Below are 21,708 nucleotides of genomic sequence, written 5' to 3'. Positions count from 1 at the left end.
GCCGCGCCAGCCATTCTAGCGCCGCATACGGCCCCGAATTTCACCGCTGCAAGCTTGATTGCGCAGCGTCAATGACCTGCCGGTGCCTGCCGAGCGCTGGCGCCAGATACTTGTCGTATGTCAACAAAGCCGCGCCGCATTGCTGTCAGCATGGGCCGAATCCGCCTTGCTTTGCGACCTCACCCTGGGCTTATCATGCTGCGACGACTCTGGCATTTCCTCACCGACAGCCGCCAACTGACCATCCTCGGCTTCGTGGCGCTGGCCGTGTTCCTGTACCTGGGCGCCGAGGTGCTGGAAGTGGCGCTGGTCTGGGCGCTGGTCTTGCTGCTGCTGGCCTTTGCCATCTGGCTGGGCCTGTGGCTGTGGCGCCGGCGCCGTGCGCGGCGCGATGCCCTGGCGCTGGGCCAGGCCATCCTCAATGAGGCCGAGATCGCCGCCGCGCAGGCGGCCTCGGCCTCCACGGCCGGCAGCACGCAGCAGGGCGAGCTCGGCGCCGTGCGCTCGGGCATGCTGGCCGCCATCGAGACCATCAAGACATCCAAGCTGGGCCTCAAGTCGGGCGCCGCCGCCCTGTACGAATTGCCGTGGTACATGATCATCGGCAATCCTGCCGCCGGCAAGAGCAGCGCCATCCTGCATTCTGGCCTGCAGTTCCCCTTCGCCGACGGCAAGATCGTGCAAGGCGTGGGCGGCACGCGCAACTGCGACTGGTTTTTCACGACGGACGGCATCGTGCTCGACACGGCGGGGCGCTACTCCGTCGTCGACGAGCACCGCGGCGAGTGGTTCGGCTTTCTCGACCTGCTGAAAAAATACCGGCGCAAGGCGCCCGTCAACGGCATCCTCATCGCCGTCAGCATCGACGAATTGAAAGGCGATCCTGATGTCGGCATGCAACTGGCGCGCAGCCTGCGCAAGCGCGTGCAAGACGTCATCGAACGCCTGGAAGTGTTCGCGCCCCTGTACATCGTGTTTACCAAGGCGGATCTGATCGCCGGCTTCACGGAGTTTTTCGCCGATGCCGAACGCAGCGAGCGTGAGCGCGTCTGGGGCGCCACCATGCCCTACCAGCGCAAGCTGCCGACGGCCGACTTGCTGGCGTTTTTCGATCAGAGTTTCGATGAATTGCACGATGGCTTGACGGAGCTGAGCCTGGCCAATATGGCGCACCGGCAACGCAAGACGATGGCGCCCGGCGTGTTCACCTTTCCGCTGGAGTTTGCCGCCATCAAGCCGGCCCTGCGCGCTTTTATTGCCACCTTGTTCGAGGAAAACCCGTTCCAGTTCCAGCCCGTGTTCCGCGGCTTTTACTTTACCAGCGCGCTGCAGGAAGGCGAGCCCGTCAGCGCGTCCTCGCAGCAGGTGGCGCGCCGTTTTGACCTGGCCTTTGCGCCGGCCCCGGCCGTGCTGCCCACGGGTGCACGCCAGCATGGCTATTTCCTGCTGGAGCTGTTCCGCAAGGTGATTTTTGCCGACAAGCACCTGGTGGCCAACTATGCCAACCGCGCCAGGCTGCGCTTCAAATATGCCGTGTTCTTTGCCGCCACCGTGTCGCTGGGCGCCTGCCTGGGCGGCTGGAGCTGGTCCTACCTGGGCAACCGGCAACTGGTGGCCAATGTCGAGGCCGATTTAAATAAAGTGGTGAAACTGCAGGAGCGGCGCCTGGACTTGCAGTCGCGCCTGGAAGCGCTTGAAATATTGCAGGACCGCATCGAGCAACTGGAAGCGTACCGCACGCAACGGCCGTGGTCATTGCGTCTGGGCCTGTATCAGGGCGAACTGCTTGAACGCAAGCTGCGCGAGGAATATTTCGCCGGCGCGTGCCAGGTCATGCTGACCCCCGTGGCGGGCGCGCTGGAAGCCTTGCTGTTCGAGATGAACGCCAGCGCCGACCAGCTGCAGCCCACGGCGCGCACGCCGCAGACGCCAGCCGCCGCATCCTCCGCGCCACGCAATGTCCAGTACCAGGCGGCCAGCGCGACGAATGTGGAAGACGCCTACAACGCGCTGAAAACCTATCTGATGCTGGCCGATAAATCGCATGCGGAAAGCAGTCACCTGAACGACCAGATGACGCGTTTCTGGCGCGCCTGGCTGGAGGGCAACCGGGGCGCCATGCCGCGCGAACAGATGATACGCAGCGCCGAACGGCTGCTGACGTTTTACCTGGCACAGATCGGCGACCCGTCCTGGCCGCGCATCGAGCAGAAGCTGGCGCTGGTCGACCAGGCACGCGAGAACCTGCGCCGCGTGGTGCGCGGCATGCCGGCGCGCGAGCGCGTGTATGCCGACGTCAAGGCGCGCGCCTCGACGCGTTTTCCCGGCATGACGGTGGCGCGCATCGTCGGCGAGCAGGATCAGGCGCTGCTGGCGGGCAGTTACGCCGTCTCCGGCGCCTTTACGCGCCAGGCGTGGGAAAAGTTCGTCGAGGGCGCGTTTCGCGACGCCGCCAACCGCGAGCTGCAAAGCGCCGACTGGGTGCTGAAAAGTGCCTCCACCGACGACCTGACCCTGGAGGGTAGTCCGGAGCAGATCGAGAAAAACCTGGTGGCCATGTACAAGGCCGACTATGCGCGCGAGTGGCAGAAATTCGTGCAGGGCGTCGCCGTCGCCGACCTGAAAGGTTTTGACGGCGCCGTGCAGGCGATGAACCGCCTGGGCGATCCGCAGTCGTCGCCGATCGCCAAGCTGCTGACGACCATTTACGAGGAAACCTCGTGGGACAATCCGGCCCTGCAAAATGCGCAACTGCGCAAGGCCGAGCGGGGCATCATCGCCTGGTTCAAGGAAACCGTGCTGCGCCGCGCGCCATCGCAGCTGACGGCCAATCCCGGCCTCACTGCGCAGCTCGACCCGGCCCGCCTGGATAAGCCGATGGGTCCCGTGGGGCGCGAATTTGCCGGCGTGGGCAAACTGGTGGCGGCCAGGGACAACAATGCCTCGCTGATGCGCGCCTACCTGGAAGCGCTGTCGAAACTGCGCAGCCGTTTGAACCAGCTGAAGAACCAGGGCGATGCGGGGCCTGGCGCGCGCCAGTTCATGCAGCAGACGCTGGAGGGTAGCGGCTCCGAGCTGGCCGATGCCCTGAAGCTGGTCGACGAGCAGGTGCTCACGGGGATGAGCGACGCGCAAAAGCAGGCGATACGCCCGATTCTCGTGCGCCCGCTGATGCAGACCTTTGCCGTCATCGTCGCGCCGGCCGAACTCGATATCAACAAGACCTGGGCGGCGCAGGTGTATGAACCATTCCAGAAATCGCTGGCCAATAAATATCCGTTTGCGCCTACGGCGCGCATCGAGGCGAGCAACCTGGAGATCGGCCAGTTCTTCGGCCCCGAAGGCCTGGTGGCGAAATTCGTCACCACATCCATGGGCCCCTTGGTGGTGCGGCGCGGCGACGTGTTGGCGCCGCGCACCTGGGCCGACATGGGCATCAGCCTGGCGCCGCAGGTGGTGGCGCGCTTCCCCGGCTGGATCGCGCCGCTGGGCGCTGGCGGCGTGGCGGCCACCTCGACGGCGGCGCAAACCGTGTTCCAGATCCAGCCGTCGCCCGCGCCGGGCACCCTGGAATACACGGTGGAGATTGACGGCCAGCAGCTGCGCTACCGCAATACCCCGGCGCAGTGGACGAATATGGTGCATCCGGGTCCGCAGGGCGCGGCGGGCCAGCAAGGCGCGCGCATCACGGCCGTCACGTTCGACGGGCGCACGGTGGAACTGTTCAACGAACCGGGGCAATTCGGCTTGAAGCGCATGATCGACGCGGCGGCCAAGAAGCGCAAGGATGGCGGCGTGTTCGAACTGCGCTGGACGCGCGGCGAGGTGGCCGTGGCGGTCGACCTGAAGATCACCAGCAGCGCCGAGACGACAGGCGCCGGATCTGCCACGGCGGTGCAGGAGCAGGGCTTTCGCGGCATGCAACTGCCCGAGACCATCGTCGGCATGCCGGGCGTTCCCGCGCCGGTCATGGCCGCAGTTGCGGCGACCGGGGTGGCGCCATGATGCGCGTGGCGCAGCAGGTGCGCCTCGGCTATTTTGGCAAGATCTCCGCGCGCGGCGATTTCATCAAGGCTTGCGACAATCACGCGCTGGTGCAGCTGCTCGACGACTGGCTGGCGCAGGTCATGACCGCGCTGACGGTGGAACCGCGCTGGAAGCTCAATTACGACGCCCTGCCGCCGCTGCGCTTTGCCTTCGTCGGCACGCGCAGCCGGCGCGCCATCGCCGGGCGCCTGGAAGCGAGCAACGACCAGTCGCTGCGGCGCTTTCCCTTCATGGCCATGGGCGCGCTCGAAGTCGATGACGCCGAGGCCTTTGTCGCTTGCAGCCCGCTGGCGCTCGCGCCCCTGTGGCAGCGCGTGGAGCAGTTGTCGCAGGGCATCGTGGCCAGCGCCGAACCGGGGCCGGCGCTGCTGGCGCTGGCCGGCAACGTGGTGGAAGTCGAACCGGCCGCAGCGTGCCATGCGGAGCGGCTGGCTGACTTCCTGCAGGCGCAGACCGTGCATGGCCTGCAAGCGATGCTGGCGTCGCCCGCGTTCCCCGTGACGGTGCGCGAACTGCTGCTGGGCCTGGGCCTGCTGCTGCGGCCGGTGCGCCAGAGCGGCTTGCCGCGCCTGGAGAAAAGCCTGGTGCTGCCGCTGCCGCAAGACGCGCAGCTGCGCGAACTGGTGGCCAGCTTCTGGCTGCACCTGATCGCGCCTTTCCTGCGTCTGGCCGATTTCGAACTGGCGCTGTTTTTTTCCCACCTCGACGAGGCGCCCGTGCTGGTGGTCGGTTTTTGCGGCGCCGACCCGGATGGCTTGCGCGCGCTGATCGACCCGCAGGCCGGCAGCGAACGGCTGATCGTCTTCGACCAGCTGGACTGGGTCGAGGAGCAGCTGGGACACGACGCGGCGCTGCGCCAGTTTTCAGCCTGCCTGCAGCAGGAGCAGCTGTCGCTGCGCTCGGCCTGCGCCATGTTTGCCGACACCTTTGCCTGAAGGACCGCGATGAAATCGTATGCCATTTTCCTGCTGCTTGCCGCGGCCGTTCCCTGCCGCGCGCAAGCGCAAGCACCCCAGACGCCGATGCCGGGCCAGATCCTCGTCACGGGTACCCTGGCCGACGAGGCGGCCAAGGCGGCCGTGCTGGCCCGTCTGCGCGAACTGTACGGCGCCGAGCGCGTGGTCGACCAGATCGCCATCGGCAACGTGGCCGTGCCGGCCAACTGGAACGCCTACGTGCACAAGCTGATCGCGCCGAACCTGAAGCTCATTTCACGGGGGCAGATCACCGTCGACGGCAACAACGTCAGCGTGCGCGGCGAAGTGGCGAACGAGGCGCAGCGCCAGCAGATCGCCAGCGACATCGCCACCAGCCTCAATCCCACCTACATCGTCAACAACGGCTTGCGGGTCAAGGCGGCCGAGGCCGAGCAGGGCTTGCTCGATGCGGCGCTCGATAAACGCATCATCGAATTCGACAGCGGCAAGGCCACCATCACGCCGGCAGGCCTGGCCATCCTCGACGAGATGGCGGCCGTCATGCTCAAGCTGCGCGGACGCAAGGTGGATGTGATCGGCCACACGGACGACACGGGCCTGCGCGCCAGCAACGTGGCGCTGAGCCAAGCGCGCGCCGAAGCCGTGCGCGCCTACCTGGCCAGCAAGGGCGTCGCGGCCGATTCGGTGCTGGTGTCGGGCCAGGGGCCGGACCGCCCCGTGGCCAGCAACGCCACGGCCGATGGCCGGGCGAGAAACCGGCGCATCGAGTTCAGGATCGCACAGTGATCAGGGTAGTGTGATTGTCAGGTGGGCCGGCCGTGGCGCCAGCTTGACCAGGTCTGCATACGCGGCCAGGGTCGTTTGCGTGCCGCGCGTCAGATGCGTTTTCAGGCCCAGGTAGGCGCAGATGGCCAGCAGGGCGAAAAAGCTCGACAGCGCCCACAGCGGCACGTCGCTGCCGCGCTTGTTGACCACCTGGTCGGGGCGTTCCGCGCGCGGCGCGAAGCCACGGCTCTGGCCCTTGATGTGGGCGATCTCGTCGCCCAGGCGCGCTGTCAGGTAGCTGATTTTTTCGCCGCCGTCGATCGCATATTTACCCTGGAATCCCAGCAATAAACACATGTGGAAGACCTGCAGCGCCTGCACGCGCATGGCGCCCTTGCCGCGCAGGGCGTCGAGGCGGTCGAAGAAGTGTTCGCCGGCCAGCTGGTCGCCAAAGATCAGCAGCTGCAGCGGGCGCCGCTCCCACTGTTTGCGCAGGGCGAAAGGCGAGGCCAGGATGATTTCATCGACGGCCGCGCAGAACGCATACTTGGCCGCCTCGATATCGTCGCCATCGGCGCGGATTTTTTTCGCTTCGCGCTCGAAGTCGTCGAGGAAGGCCGTGATGCGGTCCATGAAGCTTTGCTCGTCGCCAGGCGCCGAACCGTGCTTCAGCATGAACAGCATATAAAAGCCTTCGTGCATCAGGTCCAGCAGGGCGCTGCCGGCATGCCGGCTGGCCGTGCCACCGGGGGCGGAACCGCGTTGTCCCAGCAGGGAGGGTGCCGCGCGCCGTTCGATGAGCTGGCTCATGCCGTTACCGCGATCAGTTCCAGCTGCAGGTCGCGTATGCCGGCCGGCACGTAGACGGAAATCGACTGCGCCTTGAGCATCTGCTCATACAGGACGCCACGGTTTTCAATCGCAAAATAATAGGTGTCGGGGCGCACGGGAATGGCGGCCGGCACTTGCGGCGCATGCGACAGCTTCAGGCCGGGCATGGCTGTGAGCACGCATTTTTCCACGTCGTCGGGCGCGCCCACTTTCACGCGCAGCGGCACTACGTCGACCAGTTCGATGGCGGGCATGGCGGCGCGAATCGCCAGGTACAAGGTGGTGTGCTGGTCGATCTTGCCCGAATCGAGCTTGCCCAGGTAGTAGGACGGCTTGTCCTCGAGCAGGGCGATGGAAAAATACTTCGACGAGATGACGGTGTCGAGCAGTTCGCGGATGATCGCGTCGATGGCGTCGAAACAGGCGCCCGGCTGCGCGTGGTCGTAGGCGGGCAGGCTGGCCAGGGTGTAATGCTTGGAGTAGCTGAGCAGGCCGCCCGCCAGGCCCAGCAGCGCCTCGTACAGGCGCTCCGGATGCAGGGCCGGATGGCGCACATAGTGCATCAGGGCGGCGGCGGCCGTGCTGACCGTGTGCAGCAGCCAGAACGAGGACACGTCGCCCGAGCGGAACTCGATCACGTTGCGGCTCGGTTCGCGGTGGTGGCCGTGCAGCGCGCTCACTTTCGCCTGCAAGGCGTCGAGCAGGTGTTCCAGCACGCCCTGCAGGCGCGGCGCGCCGGCGATCGCCAGGCTGGGCGCCATGAACGAGGGCACGGGTTCGAAGCCGCCCGACACCGTGCGCCGCAGGGCGATCAGCGGCAGGCAGTCGTAGGAGCCGCGCGCTTCGCTGTCGGGAATCAGGCGCACGGTTTTCTTCAGGTAGGCCACGTCGGCCACGGCGGACTCCGTGAACAGGTCGGGCGTGGCGCGCATGGCGTGCGCAAAGCGCGTGCTGGCCGGCGTGCCTGCCGTTGCTGCCTGCACCGTGTAATTCATGCCTTCGCGGTTGAGGATGGGCAGCGCCGCGTAATATGTCACTTCCTGCACGGCCGGCGGCAGCGCTTCCAGGTCCACGGGCGGGGGCAGGGTATCGCTGCCGGGCGCGCCGTCGCCCAGCGATTCGAACACTTCGCCGTCGCGGAAGATCGCCGACAGCGCTTGCAGGCGCAGGGTGCCCGTCTTCAGCGCCGCCAGGTCCCACGCCATGTGCGCCACACCCCACAGGTAGGGATGCAGCGCGCTGGCCGTATGATGCAGGCGCGCTTCGTGATATTGATCCTGGCGCTGGAAATGCTGCGGCCGCAGGAACAGGCCTTCTCCCCACAAGACTTTCGCTGCCATGCCCATCTCGGTTCTCCTTGAATGTGTGGCGTGTCTGTTCGTGTTACTGGCAGCGCGGGGCCGACAGCGCGGCTACCCCGCTGATGCTGAGCGCGCAGGCGTGCAGGCCGACGGTGATGCCGCCGCGTTCCGCATCGGCGGCGGCAAAGGTGGCGCGCCAGCGCTGCGCTGCCGGCGCGCGGAACAGGGCCACTACGCCGATGAAATACGCTTCCTTGTTGACTTTTTCCTGTACTTCGTAGCGCTGGCCCGGTACCAGCAGCACTTCCTTCACTTCCATCAGGTCGGCGCCCAGCGCGGCCTTTTCGCGCTGCGTGTCGAGGAAGCTGTCGTAGGGCGCCTGTTCGAAGGCGGCGCTCTGGCGCAGCTTGTAGATGCGCGCCACCAGCGCCAGCGGCCGGCCGTCGGCATCCGTGTTGAGACGCTGCGCCGCATGCAGGCGGATGCTGACATTGCGCGGCGGCTTTTGCGCGTCGGGCAGTTCCGGCGGCGGCTTGGCCACGCCGGCCATTTGCAGCGCCGCGTTGGCCAGTGTACCGATGGCGCCGCCCGCACAGCCGGCCAGCAGCAAGGCCATCAGCAGTAGCGCGGTGGCGCGGGCTGGGCGGACCAGGGCGTCAGGTGGCATGGGCGACCTTTGTAAATTGAAGGGTGGAAATAAAAGTGTTGCAGTCATTTAAACGCATGCACTGGCGGCCTGCTTGCGTTGGCGCAAGATCGGCCTGCGATCAAGACAATTACTGCGCCAGATCAGGATTCATGGCGCTGTACGCGGCTGTGATGTGGAACTTCTTCTTTGCTGATTAATCTCAATTTGGCAAAAAAGTTGCCGGTCAATAATAGTCTCCACCAAGGCGCCGCCCATCGTTCCCAGCGGTAGCGTCCTCCACGTGAAGGAGTGCCCGATGAAGCCAGTCAGCATCTTGCCCCGTATTGCCTGCCTCGCCAGCGCCTTGCTGCTGGCCGCCTGTGCCACGCCAGACCAGCCGGCGCCCCAAAAACCTGCCGCGCCGACCCTGGCGCAAGTGATGAGCGAGGCCGATGCGGCCGCGCGCGCCGGCCAGTACGAACGCGCCATGACCCTGCTTCAGCGCGGCGGGGCCAGCTACCCGGCTGACAAGGCGCCGTGGCTGCAAATGGCGCAGATGAAGTTCGACCGCGGCCAGTACGGCGATGCCATTGGCCATGCGCTCGAAGCGCTGGAGCGCGACCCGGACGACAAGGTGGCCAACAGCATTGTCGCCGTCAGCGGCTTGCGCCTGTCCGGCAAGGCACTGGCCGACCTGTCGCGGCAAAACAATCTGAATGGCTCGCTGCGTTCGGAAGCGCAGGACCTGGCCAAGCTGCTGCGCGCGAGCATCGGCGAAGACGTGCTGGTGCCGCCGGCCAAGCGCCCGCCAGCGGCCGGCAAGCGCGCAGCCACATCCGGCTCCGGCTCGCCGGCGGCGAAGGGCGCGGCGGCGCCAGGCAGCACGGCCGACCCGTTCAGCGGCCTGAAATAAGCGAGCATCCCCACCATCCCCTTGCAAAGGAAGCGACATGCCCAAGTCCGATAGCGTGCAAAAACGCCTGCAGAAGATACGCGCGCCGCGCGTGCAAATGACCTACGACGTCGAGATTGGCGACGCGATTGAAAACAAGGAGCTGCCCTTCGTGGTCGGCGTGCTGGGCGACTTTGGCGGCAATCCGGACAGCGAGAAAAAACGCCTGAAGGACCGCAAGTTCGTTTCCATCGACCGCGACAACTTCGATGAAGTGCTGGCCGGCGTGGAGCCGGTGGCCCGTTTCGCCGTGCCGAACCGCCTCAGCGACGCGGGCGGCACGTTCGCCGTCGACCTGCGTTTCCGCTCGATGGATGACTTTCGCCCTGAATCGGTGGTGCGCCAGGTCGACCCCTTGCGCAAGCTGCTCGAAGCGCGCACCAAGCTGGCCGACCTGCGCAACAAGCTGGCCGGCAACGACAAGCTGGAAGACTTGCTGACGGAAGTGCTGAACAACACGGACAGCCTGGCCGCCCTGAAACCGCAGTTCCCAGCGCAGGAGGATTGAGATGAGCGCCCAGGCAGAAGCCCTTGCAGTATCGGCCGCCAATGCGCCGGCCGCCACCGACTTGCTGGACCAGATCGTCGAGCAAAGCCGCGTCGCCAAGTCCGGCGCCGAACATGCGCGCGCGCGTGACCTGATCTCCGAGCTGGTGGCGCAGGTGCTCGATGGCACGGTGCTGATGTCCAGCAGCCTGTCGGCGACGCTGGACGGGCGCGTGGCGGAGATCGACCGCCTGATCTCGGCCCAGCTCAGCGAAATCATGCACGCGGCGCCGTTCCAGCAGCTCGAACAAAGCTGGACGGGACTGCGCTACCTGGTCGGCAATTCCGATACGGGCACGCGTTTGCAGATCCGCATGTTCAACGCCACCAAGCGCGAACTGGTGAAGGATTTCCAGGCCGCGCTGGAGTTCGACCAGAGCAGCATGTTCAAGAAGGTGTATGAAGAGGAATTCGGCACCTTCGGCGGTGCGCCATTCGCCGCGCTGCTGGGCGACTTCGCCATTTCGCGCCAGCCGGAAGACATCTATTTCGTCGAGCAGATGTCGCACGTCGCGGCCGCCGCGCATGCGCCGTTCATCGCCTCGGCCGCGCCGGAACTGTTTGGCCTGGAAAGCTACGGCGACCTGGGCAAGCCGCGCGACCTGGCCAAGGTGTTCGACACCATCGAGTACGCGAAATGGAAAGCCTTCCGCGAGTCCGAGGATGCGCGCTACGTCGGCCTGACCTTGCCCCGCTTCCTGGGCCGGCTGCCGTTCAATCCCGTCGATGGCACCACGGTCGAAGGTTTTAATTTTGTCGAGGAAGTCGACGGCAGCGACCATCACAAATACCTGTGGTGTAACGCCGCATATGCGTTCGGCTGCAAGCTGACAAGCGCCTTTGCCGACTACGGCTGGTGCGCCGCCATCCGCGGCGTGGAGGGCGGCGGCCTGGTGGACGACCTGCCGACCCACACCTTCAAGACGGACGAGGGCGACGTGGCCCTGAAATGCCCGGCCGAAGTGGCGATCACCGACCGCCGTGAAAAGGAATTGTCGGACCTGGGCTTCATCTCGCTGGTGCACTGCAAGAACACGGCATATGCGGCGTTTTTCGGCGCACAGTCGGCGCAGAAAAGCCGCAAGTACAACAGCGACGCGGCCAATGCGAACGCGGTGCTGTCGTCGCAGCTGCAGTACATCTTCGCCGTCTCGCGCATCGCCCACTACATGAAAGCCATGATGCGCGACAAGATCGGCAGCTTTGCCGCTGCCTCCAACGTGGAAGATTTTTTGAACCGCTGGCTGATGCAGTACGTGCTGCTCGACGATAACGCCAGCCAGGAACAGAAGGCGCAGTTCCCGCTGCGCGAGGCGTCCGTGCAGGTGCACGAAGTGCCGGGCCGGCCCGGCGTGTACCGCGCCGTGTCATTCCTGCGGCCGCACTTCCAGCTCGATGAATTATCCGTTTCGCTCCGACTGGTCGCGGAGTTGCCGAAGTCGACCAATTCCTGATTCACCCATCTTTCAACCACAGGAGCACACCATGGCAATCGATGTATATCTGCAGATAGACGGCATCAAGGGCGAGTCCACCGATGACAAGCACAAGGACTGGATCGAGTGCAAATCGGTCAGCTGGAGCGTCGAACAGCCGAAGTCCGCCACCGCGTCGACGGGCGGCGGCCACACGGCCGAACGCTGCGAGCACAAGGATATCGTCATCTCCAAGCTGGCCGACCTGGCCTCGCCGGTGCTGCTGCAGACCTGCTCGGCCGGCAAGACCATCCCCAAGGCGCGCTTCGAATTCATGCGCGCCGACGGCCAGGGCGAGCGCGTCAAGTACTTTGAAATCGAAATCGAGAATGTGCTGATCGGCGCCGTGACGCCGAACGTGGAAGAGGGCGACATCCTCGGTGAGCACGTCGGCTTCAAGTTCTCGAAAGTGAAGTGGAAATACACGCAGCAGAAAGTGACGGGCGGCGCCGGCGGCAATACCTCGGGCGGCTGGGACCTGGCCGCGAACCGCGTGGCTTGATCGATGGTGCGCGGCGCGCGGCGGCTACCTTCGCCCGCGCGCCGCGCCGATTTTTCAGGAGAGCGCATGGACAGTTATGTACCTGGCCTGTTCGACCGCCTGATGTGCGATGGCGGCGCGGCGGCGGGAGGCGTGGCGGTGCGCCTGTCGCTGGAACAATTGAAGGATGCGGTGGCGCGCGACCTGGAAGAGCTGCTCAACACGCGCGTGGCCCTGCCGCCCGGCGCGCTCGACGCCTATCCGGAATGCGCGGCCTCCATCGTCAACTATGGCCTGATCGATTTCGCCGGCATGTGCTTGTCCAGCAGCGATGACCGCGCCCGCATCTGCGCCGCGCTGAAGGCCGCCATCGAACGCCACGAACCGCGATTGCGCAATGTGCGCGCCCGCCTGGAACGCGAAGCGGGCGCCATCAACCGGGTCGGCTTCGTCATCAGCGGCACCCTGGCCGTGAAGGCTGGAGGCGAGACGGTCAATTTCGACGCCGTGCTGCAGCCATCGTCGCTGCGCTATTCGATCAACCGCAAGGGAGCCGCCGCATGAGCACTAATCTGAAAACCCTGATCGCCAAACTCAATGACACGGCGCGCACGGCCGCCACCCGCGCGGCCGCCATCTGCGTGGGACTGGTACAGTACGAAGTCGATATCGAGCATCTGTTTTTGGCGTTGCTGGAACAGGAGCGCAGCGACTTCGTCACCATCGCGCGCCGCAGCGAAATCAGCCTGACGGCGCTGGAGGCGGACCTGCGCCGCGAGATTGGCGGTTTCAGGACGGGCAGCGCGCGCACGCCCGTGTTCTCTCCCCATCTGCCCTTGCTGTTCGAGCACGCCTGGCTGATCGCCTCGCTGGACACGGCGCAGCCAGGGCCGATCCGCAGCCGCCATCTGTTGCTGGCGCTGCTGACGGAGCCGGAACTGTCTCAGCTCGCCTACCGCGGTTCGAAGCTGTTCGCCCGCTTCAGCGTGGAGCAATTAAAGCACCATCCGGACAAACTGACGGCCGGCTCCTGTGAAGAGGAAAGCGCGGCCGTGCCGCGGCTTGCCGACACAGGTGATGATCCTGTTGCGGCCCTGGCCAGCAAAACCCCGGCGCTGGACCAGTTTACCACCGACCTGACGCAGCTGGCGCGCGACGGCAAGCTTGATCCCGTGATCGGCCGCGAGGCGGAGATACGCCAGGCCGTCGATATCCTGCTGCGCCGGCGCCAGAACAATCCGATACTCACGGGCGAGGCGGGCGTGGGCAAGACGGCCGTGGTGGAAGGCCTGGCCTTGCGCATCGCTGCAGGCGACGTGCCCGAGGTGCTGCAGGGCGCGCACATCCACGCGCTCGACATGGGCTTGCTGCAGGCCGGCGCCAGCGTGAAGGGTGAATTCGAAAGCCGTTTGAAGAACGTCATCGACGAGGTGACGAAAAGCCCGCACCCGATCATCCTCTTCATCGACGAGGCGCACACGATGATCGGCGCCGGGGGCCAGGCGGGGCAGAACGACGCGGCCAATCTGCTGAAACCGGCGCTGGCGCGCGGCGCCTTGCGCACCATCGCCGCCACCACCTGGAGCGAATACAAAAAGTATTTTGAAAAGGATGCGGCGCTGGCGCGGCGCTTCCAGGTGGTGAAGGTGGAAGAACCGAGCGAGGACATCGCCTGCGCCATGCTACGCGCCATGGCACCGCTGATGGAGCGCCATTTCGGCATCCGCGTGCGCGACGCGGCCATCGTCGAGGCGGTGCGCCTGTCGCACCGCTACATCAGCGGGCGCCAGCTGCCCGACAAGGCCATCAGCGTGCTCGATACGGCCTGCGCCAAGGTGGCGCTGGGCCAGTGCGCCACGCCGGCGCAGCTGGAAAACGCGCACCGGCGCCAGGAACGCATCGGCGCGGAAATCGACGCCTTGAGCCGCGAGGCGGCCGATGGCGAAGTGCCCGATAAAGCCGGTGCCGCGCGCCTGACGCAGCTGCGGCGCGAGCATGAAGAAGGACAGACGCAGATCGCGGCGCTGGCGCAGCGCTGGGAGCGCGAAAAGGCGCTGGTGGCGCAGATCGGCGACTTGCGCGCGCAGCTGCGCGGCGAGCGGCCGGGCGAGGTCGGCGCGGCGCGCCTGCTGGCGCTGAAGGAAGAATTGTCGGCGCTGCAGGGAGAAGCGCCGCTGTCGCCGCTGGAAGTCGATGCGCAGGTGGTGGCCGGCATCGTCGCCGGCTGGACCGGCATCCCGCTGGGGAAAATGCTCAAGGACGAGATCCGCACGGTGCTGACCCTCGACGGGGCGCTGCGCGAGCGGGTGCTGGGGCAGGATCACGTCATCGCGGCGGTGGCGCAGCGCGTGCGCACGGCGCGCGCCAGCCTGGACGACCCGAACAAGCCGCAAGCCGTGTTCCTGTTCACGGGGCCGTCCGGCACGGGCAAGACGGCAACGGCGCTGGCGCTGGCCGACCTGCTGTATGGCGGCGAGCGCAAGCTCATTACGATCAACATGAGCGAGTACCAGGAAGCGCACAGCGTGGCCGGCCTGAAAGGCTCGCCGCCCGGCTATGTCGGCTATGGCGAAGGCGGCGTGCTGACGGAAGCCGTGCGGCGCCAGCCCTACAGCGTGGTGCTGCTCGATGAAGCGGAAAAAGCGCACCCCGACGTGCTGGAGCTGTTCTTTCAGGTCTTCGACAAGGGCGTGCTCGATGATGCGGAAGGGCGCGAAGTCGATTTTCGCAACACCATCATCATCGCCACCTCGAACCTGGGGTCTGGCGCCATGATGGCCGCCTGCCTGAACCGGGCCGCGCAGGACTTGCCCACGCCGGCCGCGCTGGAAGAACTGGTGCGCCCGCAACTGGTGGCGCATTTCAAGCCAGCCTTGCTGGGACGTCTGAAGGTGCTGCCGTTCTATCCCCTGAACGACGCGGTGCTGGCCGAGATCATCCACCTGAAGCTGGCGCGCATCGGGCAGCGCATCGCGCGCAACCATCAGGCGCAGTTCAGCCATGACGCGGGTCTGGTCGACGCCGTGCTGGCGCGCTGCACCGAGGTCGATTCGGGCGCGCGCAATGTCGACCAGATCCTCAATGGCAGCCTGCTGCCGGCGATCGCCGAAGCGGTGCTGGCGCGCATGGCCGAAGGCGAGCCGGTCGCGTCGATACGCATCAGCGCGAACAAGCAGGGGCAGTTCAAGTACACGATCCGATAATCCACTTTCCGGAGAGCGCCATGTTCAATCTGGAGCAGTTGCTGCACCCCGTCAGCGCCGTCAGCCCCTGCGGCGGTGACATCACCTTCAGCCAGGAGCTCGATGCCATCGCGCGCGCGCGCCAGCACGATGACCCGAGCCTGGACCAGGGCGAGTGGGTGACGGCGTTGAAGGAGGCGGACTGGCCGTTCGTGGCCACGCGCTGCGAACAGCTGATCGCCACGCACAGCAAGGATTTGCGCGTGGCCGTGTGGCTGGCCGAGGCGCACGCGAAAACGCGCCACTTCCGTGGCCTGGGCGATGGCTACGCGCTGCTAGCCGGCCTGTGCGAGCGTTACTGGGATGGCCTGTACCCGCCGGCGGAAGAGGGCGACCAGGAACAGCGCATCGGCAATGTCTTCTGGCTGCTGTCGCGCACGCCGCAACTGTTGCGCGAGATCCCGCTGACCGACGGCGCCAACGGTCTGTATTCGCTGCAGGATTTCGATGCGGCGCGCCAGCGCGCGGCCGCCAGTCTGGCGCAGGGCGCGGCGGATCAGGGCTGGGGCGATACGCGCCTCGACGAAGGAGCGACCCTGGCGCAGATGGAGGCGGCGCGGCAAAGGAATACGCGCGCATTTTCCGACAGCTTGCTGGCCGATGCACAATACTGCATGCAGTCGCTGCTGGCGTTCGAGCGCAGCGTCGATGCGCATTTCGGTGTTGATGGTCCGAGTTTTCGCGTCGCGCGCGAAGCGCTGGAAAATGCCATTCACTTCATCGCGCCGCTGTCGCCTGGCGCGGACTTTGCCGGCACGACGCCCGCCGCCGGCCAGGGCGCCAGCGGGGGCGGGGGCGCCATCGTGCAGCGCCAGCAGGCGCTGGCCCAGCTGCGCCAGGTGGCCGATTTTTTCCGCCGCACGGAGCCGCACAGCCCCGTCGCCTACCTGGCCGAGAAGGCCGCCAGCTGGGGCGAGCTGCCGCTGCACCTGTGGCTGCGCGCCGTCGTGAAGGATTCAAGCACCATGGCGCAGCTCGACGAAATGCTGGGCACGAACAGCGCAAACGGGTGATGGCGTTTTCTCCTTCCATGCTACTCTTCGCGCATGTCCAGAATGCTCATCCTGCCTGCCGCGCTGTGCCTGTTCATCGCGGCCAGCGCGCGGGCCGAGGGGCCGACGCCGCTGGTGATCTATGGCGACGATGATTATCCGCCGTACTCCTACGTCGACAACGGCCAGATGAAAGGCATCTACACGGAGATCGTGCGCGAAGCCGTGCAATCGATGCCGCAGTATGCGGTGCAGCTGCGCCCCGTACCCTGGAAGCGGGGCGTGCTGATGCTGCAGACGGGCGAGGCGTTTGCCTTGTATCCGCCGTATTCATGGCGCAGCGAGCGGCCGTACGTGCGCTATTCCGTGCCGCTGCTGATGGAGCAGCTGGTGGTGCTGTGCAACCAGGACGTGCTGGCCAAACGCACGCTGCGGCAGTGGCCCGCCGATTACAGCGGCTTGCACATCGGCGTGAACGCCGGTTTCTTGCTGGGCGATGCAAAGCAGACTGCAGCCGTGCAAGCGGCCAACATCGTGTTCGATACGGCCAAGGGCACGCGCACGAATCTGCTCAAGCTGATGCGTGGACGTATCGATTGCTATGTCAGCGACCGCCTGTCGGCGCAGTGGGAATTGCAGCGCATCCGGCGCGAGGAACCGCCGGGCACGCCGATGCAGACGATTCAGGAAACGGCGCAGCTGGCCAGCCAGCAGGGACACCTGGGCTTTACGGAGCGCCGGCCTGCCGCCTACCCGTATCGCGATGACTTTATCGAACAATTCAATGCCGCCATCGTGCACATGCAAAACAATGGCGCGATCCGCCGCATCGTCGATCGCGCGCTGCAACCCTGACCTTGCCACCCTGATTTCACCCGATGGAGAAAAACATGAAAAAACTGCTGTTCCTGTGTGTGCTTGTGCTGGCCGGCTGCGTGGGCCGGCCCGAGAATATTGTGCCAGTTAGCAACTTCGACACGACCCGCTATCTGGGAAAGTGGTATGAGATCGCGCGCCTCGACCACTCGTTCGAACGGGGCTTGAGTCATGTGACGGCTGACTACAGCCTGCGCCAGGATGGCGGCCTGAAAGTACTGAACCGCGGCTACAAGGATGCGGACGCTGTCTGGAAGGACGCGGAAGGCAAAGCGTATTTCGTCGACAAGAAAGACGTGGGCTATCTGAAAGTGTCGTTTTTCGGCCCCTTTTATGGTTCCTACATCGTCTTCGACCTCGACCAGCAAAATTACAGTTATTCCATGATCAGCGGCCCCGACAAATCCTACTTCTGGTTGCTGTCGCGCACGCCAACCATGGACCCTGCCTTGCAGCAGCGCTTGATCGAGAAAGCCGGTGGCCTGGGTTTCGATACGTCAAAATTGATCTACGTGAAGCAAAACTGACACTGCTTGCCTGCCGCCCGTTCGTGGCGGCATACCACCTTCTGGTTGTTGCTTTTCTGCATGTTATTTCTTGCAATGCCACTCTGATTCACTCACAATCTGCTCCAAAGTAGTGCGCTGCGGCGCGCTGCCATTCCGGTGGCGTGGATAACGTTGCGCCACCTCTCGTGATTGCCGCACGGCAGATGCCTGCTATATTGATACGTAGCAGTAAATCGGTTTCGTGGCGTCTGTGCATCGTTTTTTCAGATTGGAATCACGCAATGAAGAACCTCAAAATCGGCGTACGTCTTGGTGGCGGTTTTGCCGCCGTCCTCCTGCTGTTGACGACCTTGACCGTGGTGGGCATCGTGCAGATGCAAAGCGCCAGCAAGGAGACCGATGCGCTCGTCAACGTCAAGGTGCGCAACGAGCGCCTGATCGGTGAATGGACCAAGGTCATCGAGGTCAATGCGGCGCGCACGGCGGCCGCCTGGAAGGTCAGCGATCCCGAACATCAGAAGCAATTTGAAAAGGAAATGGCGGTTTCTTCGGCACGCGCCACGGAAATCCAGAACGATATCGGCAAAAGCGAGCTGAGCGCCGAAGAGCAAGCGCTGTACCAGGACGTGCTGAGCACGCGCAAGGCTTACACGGAAGTGCGCAAGAATGTGTTCAAGGCCAAGAATGCGGGCGACCTGGAGCTGGGCAAGCGCCTGTACGAAGGCGACATGGCCGGCAAGCGCGACATCTACCTGGCGGCGCTGAAGAAACTGGAAGTGCTGGAAGCCAAGTTGCTCGATGAATCGGCCGCGCAAATCCGTTCGCGCTATGAAAGCGGCCGTCTGCTGCTGATCTCGCTGGGCGTGGTCGCCATCTTGCTCGGCATCGCCTGCGCGTACTGGATCACGCGCTCGATCACGCGTCCCATCACGCGTGCTGTCGAGGTGGCGGAAGCCGTTTCCGCTGGCGACCTGACCAGCCATATCGTCGTGGAAAGCCGCGATGAAACGGGGCAATTGATGCATGCGCTGAAAAACATGAACGATAAACTGGTCAGTATCGTCGGCCAGGTGCGTGTCGGCACCGAATCGATCAGCACGGCGTCGAGCGAAATTGCCGCCGGCAACCTGGACTTGTCGTCACGCACGGAAGAGCAGGCCAGTTCGCTGGAAGAAACGGCGTCGTCCATGGAAGAACTGACATCCACCGTGAAACTGAACGCGGACAATGCGCGCAGCGCCAACCAGCTGGCCATCGACGCTTCGCAGATCGCCAGCAAGGGCGGGGTGGTGGTGTCGGAAGTGGTCAGCACCATGGGCTCGATCAACGATTCCTCGCGCAAGATCGTCGATATCATCAGCGTCATCGATGCCATCGCCTTCCAGACGAATATCCTGGCCCTGAACGCGGCCGTGGAAGCGGCCAGGGCCGGTGAGCAAGGCCGCGGTTTTGCCGTCGTGGCCTCCGAGGTACGCAACTTGGCGCAGCGCTCCAGCGCGGCGGCCAAGGAAATCAAGGGCTTGATCGACGATTCCGTGCAAAAGGTCGAGGCCGGTTCACAACTGGTGGACAAGGCGGGCCGCACCATGGACGAGATCGTGCAAAGCATCAGCCATGTGACGCAGATCATGAACCAGATCACCGACGCCAGCGATGAACAGCGCACCGGCATCGAACAAGTCAACCAGGCCATCGGCCAGATGGACCAGGTCACGCAGCAAAACGCCGCCCTCGTGGAAGAAGCGGCTGCGGCGGCCGAATCCATGCAGGAACAGGCGGCCAAGCTGGCCGACGTGGTGGGCCTGTTCAAGCTCGATGCAACGCAGCACTATGTGTCGGCCAGTGCCAGCCCGTCCGTGACGGCATCCGCACCAGCTGCCATGCGACCTGCGACGCGACCTGTCACCAGGCCCACCATGCAGCCCGCAAGGCACCGCGCGCCGGCGCCAGCCGTGGCGGCACCCGCGCCGGGCAAGGCGGCGCAAGCGGACGCTGTGCGTGCACGCGCGCCGAAGGCACCGGTGGCATCCGGCGCCGACGAGTGGGAAGAGTTTTAAGCGCAAACTCCCCTTGGCATGGTGCGGGCGCTACAATCGCGGCTTGAAGACAGCCGCGAACGCGCTCCACCATGACCACCCGCCGTACCTCCAGCCATCCGTCCAGTAATACCGTCGGCCATACCGCCAGCCGACCCGCTGCATCCTCCTTCCCGGCTGAACCCGGAAAACGCGCGCGCTGCCCGGCTTGCCTGCGCGCCGTGTCCAGCTGCATCTGCCGCTGGATCGCCCCCGTTTCCCATGCGGTGGAAGTGCTGATCCTGCAGCATCCGCTGGAAGTCCACAATGCCAAGGGCAGCGCCCGCTTGCTGCACCTGAGCCTGCCCAACAGCCGCATGCTGACGGGCGAACAGTTTGCCCCCGATGTTCTCGCCGGGCTGCTGGCCGGCAAGCACAATGTGCTGCTGTACCCGGATACGCCAGGCGACCGCTCGCTGGGCATCGCGCCGCCGCCAGTGCTCGACCCCGCCATCTTGCTCGATCCCAGCCAATTGCGGCTGGTGGTGCTGGACGCCACCTGGCGTAAGAGCCGCAAGATGCTATATATGAATCCCCCGTTGCAACAGCTGCCGCGCCTGCCACTGCGCGATACGCCCGCTTCCCATTACCTGATCCGCAAGGCGCACGCGCCAGATCAGTTATCGAGCCTGGAAGCGACGTGCTATGCCTTGATGCAGTTGGAGCAGGACGCGGCCTGCTTCGTTCCCCTGATCACGGCATTTGACGGTTTTGTCGCGCAGCAGTTGAGTTATGTCATGCCGCAGGGTGAAAAAGCTTGAAATAGCACCATGGCAGCCCTTGATATTGGCCGGACAGCGGCATAGTATACTGTACGTATATACAGTTGATGGGGCCGTTCATGAAAGCAATCATTCCAGAGCACGATGACAGCTTCGCCGGGCAAGCCATGCTGCCGCCGCAATCGCTGAAAGCTCACAAGGGCCGTGGGGCCGTCTCGAACCTGCAAGGGCGCTACGAGGTGCATGCGCGCGCCGGTTTCGACGATGGCTGGAGCGTGGCAGGGAACGATGAGGCCGGGGAAGGCGGCGCGCCAGCCTGGAAGACGCAGGTCAGCGATGAGCAGGCGCGCACCATCCTCACGCGCAACGCTTCGCCCGATTTGCCGTTCAATGTCTCTCTGAACCCGTACCGGGGTTGCGAACATGGGTGCATCTATTGCTTTGCCCGTCCCACGCACAGCTATCTGGGCCTGTCGCCGGGCCTGGACTTCGAAAGCCGCATCTACGCCAAGGTGAACGCCCCTGAACTCTTGCGGCGCGAACTGGCCAGGCCGTCGTATGTGCCTGAACCGATCGCCCTCGGCGTCAATACGGATGCGTATCAGCCGTGCGAACGCGAACGGCAGCTGACGCGGCGCGTGCTGGAAGTGCTGCAGGAGTGCGACCATCCCGTGGCGCTGATCACGAAATCGTCGCTGATCGAGCGCGATATCGACATTCTGGCACCCATGGCGGCCAGGCATCTGGCGGCCGTGGCCGTGACTGTCACCACGCTCGACCCGGCCATCGCACGCACCCTGGAACCGCGCGCGGCCGCCCCGGCGCGGCGGCTGCGCACCATCCGCACGCTGACGGAGGCGGGCATCCCCGTGGGCGTGAGCATCGCGCCCATCATCCCGTTCGTGACGGAGCCGGAAATCGAACAGCTGCTCGAAGCCGTGCGCGACGCGGGTGCCATCCATGCCCATTACGTGGTGCTGCGTCTGCCGTGGGAAGTGAGCCCGCTGTTTCAGCAATGGCTGGAAGCACACTTCCCGGAACGGGCCCAACGCGTGATGAACCGGGTGCGCGAAATGCGGGGCGGCAAGGATTACGACAGCGCGTTCGGCGCGCGCATGCGGGGCGAAGGCGTGTGGGCCGACCTCATCCGCCAGCGCTTTGAAAAGGCCGTGCACCGGCTGGGGCTGCATGGCAAGGGCGGCCGCTTCAAGCAGCTCGATTGCACGCAGTTCCGGCGCCCGCTGGTGGTGCCGCCGTTGGGCGCGAAAGTGAAAAATGGCAATGCGGGACAGCTGGATTTGTTTTAAGAAGTTAAGCCAAGTTAAGCC

18 protein-coding genes are annotated in these 21,708 nt (G+C 65.0%); 15 read left to right on the top strand and 3 right to left on the bottom strand.

Translation table 11 applies throughout. The features are described from left to right. Positions 1 to 195: 195 nt before the first annotated feature. Genes tssM through SKZ59_RS21655 form a run of 3 tightly spaced genes read left to right on the top strand, consistent with a single transcriptional unit; the run spans position 196 to position 5,771 of the window. Complete coding sequence (tssM, locus tag SKZ59_RS21665) at positions 196 to 4,005, top strand: type VI secretion system membrane subunit TssM (RefSeq protein WP_319992910.1); 3,810 nt, start codon at positions 196 to 198, stop codon at positions 4,003 to 4,005. Continuing rightward, on the top strand, positions 4,002 to 4,982 hold the full coding sequence (gene tagF / locus SKZ59_RS21660) for a type VI secretion system-associated protein TagF (RefSeq protein WP_319992909.1): 981 nt from the start codon (positions 4,002 to 4,004) through the stop codon (positions 4,980 to 4,982). Before tssM ends, tagF begins: the two co-directional genes overlap by 4 nt. A gap of 9 nt (positions 4,983 to 4,991) precedes the next feature. After that, positions 4,992 to 5,771 carry an OmpA family protein gene (locus tag SKZ59_RS21655; RefSeq protein ID WP_319992908.1) on the top strand — a complete coding sequence of 260 codons (780 nt, stop codon included), beginning with the start codon at positions 4,992 to 4,994 and terminating at the stop codon, positions 5,769 to 5,771. Here SKZ59_RS21655 and icmH read toward each other — a convergent pair whose 3' ends face one another. From icmH to tssJ, 3 genes are read right to left on the bottom strand one after another with little or no spacing between them, the layout of a single operon-like run. Further along, on the bottom strand, positions 5,772 to 6,560 hold the full coding sequence (gene icmH / locus SKZ59_RS21650; protein ID WP_319992907.1) for a type IVB secretion system protein IcmH/DotU: 789 nt from the start codon (positions 6,558 to 6,560) through the stop codon (positions 5,772 to 5,774). After that, a complete protein-coding gene (gene tssK / locus SKZ59_RS21645) occupies positions 6,557 to 7,927 on the bottom strand; it encodes a type VI secretion system baseplate subunit TssK (protein ID WP_319992906.1) in 1,371 nt (456 codons plus the stop codon). The genes icmH and tssK overlap by 4 nt, the downstream gene beginning before the upstream one ends. A gap of 37 nt (positions 7,928 to 7,964) precedes the next feature. After that, positions 7,965 to 8,549 (bottom strand): type VI secretion system lipoprotein TssJ, encoded by a 585-nt coding sequence (tssJ, locus tag SKZ59_RS21640; protein WP_319992905.1) that lies wholly within the window; start codon positions 8,547 to 8,549, stop codon positions 7,965 to 7,967. 277 nt (positions 8,550 to 8,826) lie between these two features. Between tssJ and SKZ59_RS21635 the strand changes: the two genes are divergently transcribed. From SKZ59_RS21635 to SKZ59_RS21580, 12 genes are all read left to right on the top strand, one after another. Continuing rightward, positions 8,827 to 9,423 (top strand): tetratricopeptide repeat protein, encoded by a 597-nt coding sequence (locus tag SKZ59_RS21635; protein WP_319992904.1) that lies wholly within the window; start codon positions 8,827 to 8,829, stop codon positions 9,421 to 9,423. Between the two features lie 37 nt (positions 9,424 to 9,460). Further along, the gene (gene tssB / locus SKZ59_RS21630; protein ID WP_319992903.1) at positions 9,461 to 9,970 is read left to right on the top strand and encodes a type VI secretion system contractile sheath small subunit; all 510 of its coding nucleotides are present in this window, start codon (positions 9,461 to 9,463) and stop codon (positions 9,968 to 9,970) included. A 1-nt stretch (position 9,971) separates the two neighbouring features. Beyond that, entirely contained in the window at positions 9,972 to 11,462 is a 1,491-nt protein-coding gene (tssC, locus tag SKZ59_RS21625; protein ID WP_072452675.1) for a type VI secretion system contractile sheath large subunit, read from the top strand. Positions 11,463 to 11,493: 31 nt separating this feature from the next. Beyond that, positions 11,494 to 11,985, top strand: coding sequence for an Hcp family type VI secretion system effector (locus tag SKZ59_RS21620; protein ID WP_034750126.1), 492 nt, complete (start codon positions 11,494 to 11,496; stop codon positions 11,983 to 11,985). Positions 11,986 to 12,051: 66 nt separating this feature from the next. Then, on the top strand, positions 12,052 to 12,528 hold the full coding sequence (tssE, locus tag SKZ59_RS21615; protein WP_319992902.1) for a type VI secretion system baseplate subunit TssE: 477 nt from the start codon (positions 12,052 to 12,054) through the stop codon (positions 12,526 to 12,528). After that, positions 12,525 to 15,167 (top strand): type VI secretion system ATPase TssH, encoded by a 2,643-nt coding sequence (gene tssH, locus SKZ59_RS21610; RefSeq protein WP_319992901.1) that lies wholly within the window; start codon positions 12,525 to 12,527, stop codon positions 15,165 to 15,167. The genes tssE and tssH overlap by 4 nt, the downstream gene beginning before the upstream one ends. 20 nt (positions 15,168 to 15,187) lie before the next feature. After that, entirely contained in the window at positions 15,188 to 16,219 is a 1,032-nt protein-coding gene (gene tssA, locus SKZ59_RS21605; RefSeq protein WP_319992900.1) for a type VI secretion system protein TssA, read from the top strand. Between the two features lie 33 nt (positions 16,220 to 16,252). Next, positions 16,253 to 17,053 (top strand): ABC transporter substrate-binding protein, encoded by an 801-nt coding sequence (locus SKZ59_RS21600; RefSeq protein WP_319992899.1) that lies wholly within the window; start codon positions 16,253 to 16,255, stop codon positions 17,051 to 17,053. A gap of 35 nt (positions 17,054 to 17,088) precedes the next feature. Continuing rightward, the gene (locus SKZ59_RS21595) at positions 17,089 to 17,601 is read left to right on the top strand and encodes a lipocalin family protein (protein ID WP_034750114.1); all 513 of its coding nucleotides are present in this window, start codon (positions 17,089 to 17,091) and stop codon (positions 17,599 to 17,601) included. 263 nt (positions 17,602 to 17,864) lie between these two features. Continuing rightward, a complete protein-coding gene (locus tag SKZ59_RS21590; RefSeq protein ID WP_319992898.1) occupies positions 17,865 to 19,640 on the top strand; it encodes a methyl-accepting chemotaxis protein in 1,776 nt (591 codons plus the stop codon). Between the two features lie 71 nt (positions 19,641 to 19,711). Next, positions 19,712 to 20,419, top strand: coding sequence for a tRNA-uridine aminocarboxypropyltransferase (locus SKZ59_RS21585; protein WP_219327412.1), 708 nt, complete (start codon positions 19,712 to 19,714; stop codon positions 20,417 to 20,419). Positions 20,420 to 20,547: 128 nt separating this feature from the next. Further along, positions 20,548 to 21,687, top strand: a complete 1,140-nt coding sequence (locus tag SKZ59_RS21580; protein WP_319992984.1) for a PA0069 family radical SAM protein — start codon at positions 20,548 to 20,550, stop codon at positions 21,685 to 21,687. The last annotated feature ends 21 nt before the right edge of the window (positions 21,688 to 21,708 follow it).

The sequence above is a fragment of the Janthinobacterium sp. GMG2 genome, assembly GCF_033949445.1.
In the GTDB taxonomy this organism is placed as follows: Bacteria; Pseudomonadota; Gammaproteobacteria; order Burkholderiales; family Burkholderiaceae_D; genus Janthinobacterium; species Janthinobacterium aestuarii.
Note: the sequence above shows the minus strand (reverse complement) of the source record. Positions and strands in the feature narration are given on the sequence as shown.

Excerpts from the sequence above, each read along its gene's own strand:
- tssM (WP_319992910.1), top strand. The coding sequence starts at position 196 with ATGCTGCGACGACTCTGGCATTTCCTCACCGACAGCCGCCAACTGACC.
- tagF (WP_319992909.1), top strand. The coding sequence starts at position 4,002 with ATGATGCGCGTGGCGCAGCAGGTGCGCCTCGGCTATTTTGGCAAGATC.
- SKZ59_RS21655 (WP_319992908.1), top strand. The coding sequence starts at position 4,992 with ATGAAATCGTATGCCATTTTCCTGCTGCTTGCCGCGGCCGTTCCCTGC.
- icmH (WP_319992907.1), bottom strand. The coding sequence starts at position 6,560 with ATGAGCCAGCTCATCGAACGGCGCGCGGCACCCTCCCTGCTGGGACAA.
- tssK (WP_319992906.1), bottom strand. The coding sequence starts at position 7,927 with ATGGGCATGGCAGCGAAAGTCTTGTGGGGAGAAGGCCTGTTCCTGCGG.
- tssJ (WP_319992905.1), bottom strand. The coding sequence starts at position 8,549 with ATGCCACCTGACGCCCTGGTCCGCCCAGCCCGCGCCACCGCGCTACTG.
- SKZ59_RS21635 (WP_319992904.1), top strand. The coding sequence starts at position 8,827 with ATGAAGCCAGTCAGCATCTTGCCCCGTATTGCCTGCCTCGCCAGCGCC.
- tssB (WP_319992903.1), top strand. The coding sequence starts at position 9,461 with ATGCCCAAGTCCGATAGCGTGCAAAAACGCCTGCAGAAGATACGCGCG.
- tssC (WP_072452675.1), top strand. The coding sequence starts at position 9,972 with ATGAGCGCCCAGGCAGAAGCCCTTGCAGTATCGGCCGCCAATGCGCCG.
- SKZ59_RS21620 (WP_034750126.1), top strand. The coding sequence starts at position 11,494 with ATGGCAATCGATGTATATCTGCAGATAGACGGCATCAAGGGCGAGTCC.
- tssE (WP_319992902.1), top strand. The coding sequence starts at position 12,052 with ATGGACAGTTATGTACCTGGCCTGTTCGACCGCCTGATGTGCGATGGC.
- tssH (WP_319992901.1), top strand. The coding sequence starts at position 12,525 with ATGAGCACTAATCTGAAAACCCTGATCGCCAAACTCAATGACACGGCG.
- tssA (WP_319992900.1), top strand. The coding sequence starts at position 15,188 with ATGTTCAATCTGGAGCAGTTGCTGCACCCCGTCAGCGCCGTCAGCCCC.
- SKZ59_RS21600 (WP_319992899.1), top strand. The coding sequence starts at position 16,253 with ATGTCCAGAATGCTCATCCTGCCTGCCGCGCTGTGCCTGTTCATCGCG.
- SKZ59_RS21595 (WP_034750114.1), top strand. The coding sequence starts at position 17,089 with ATGAAAAAACTGCTGTTCCTGTGTGTGCTTGTGCTGGCCGGCTGCGTG.
- SKZ59_RS21590 (WP_319992898.1), top strand. The coding sequence starts at position 17,865 with ATGAAGAACCTCAAAATCGGCGTACGTCTTGGTGGCGGTTTTGCCGCC.
- SKZ59_RS21585 (WP_219327412.1), top strand. The coding sequence starts at position 19,712 with ATGACCACCCGCCGTACCTCCAGCCATCCGTCCAGTAATACCGTCGGC.
- SKZ59_RS21580 (WP_319992984.1), top strand. The coding sequence starts at position 20,548 with ATGCTGCCGCCGCAATCGCTGAAAGCTCACAAGGGCCGTGGGGCCGTC.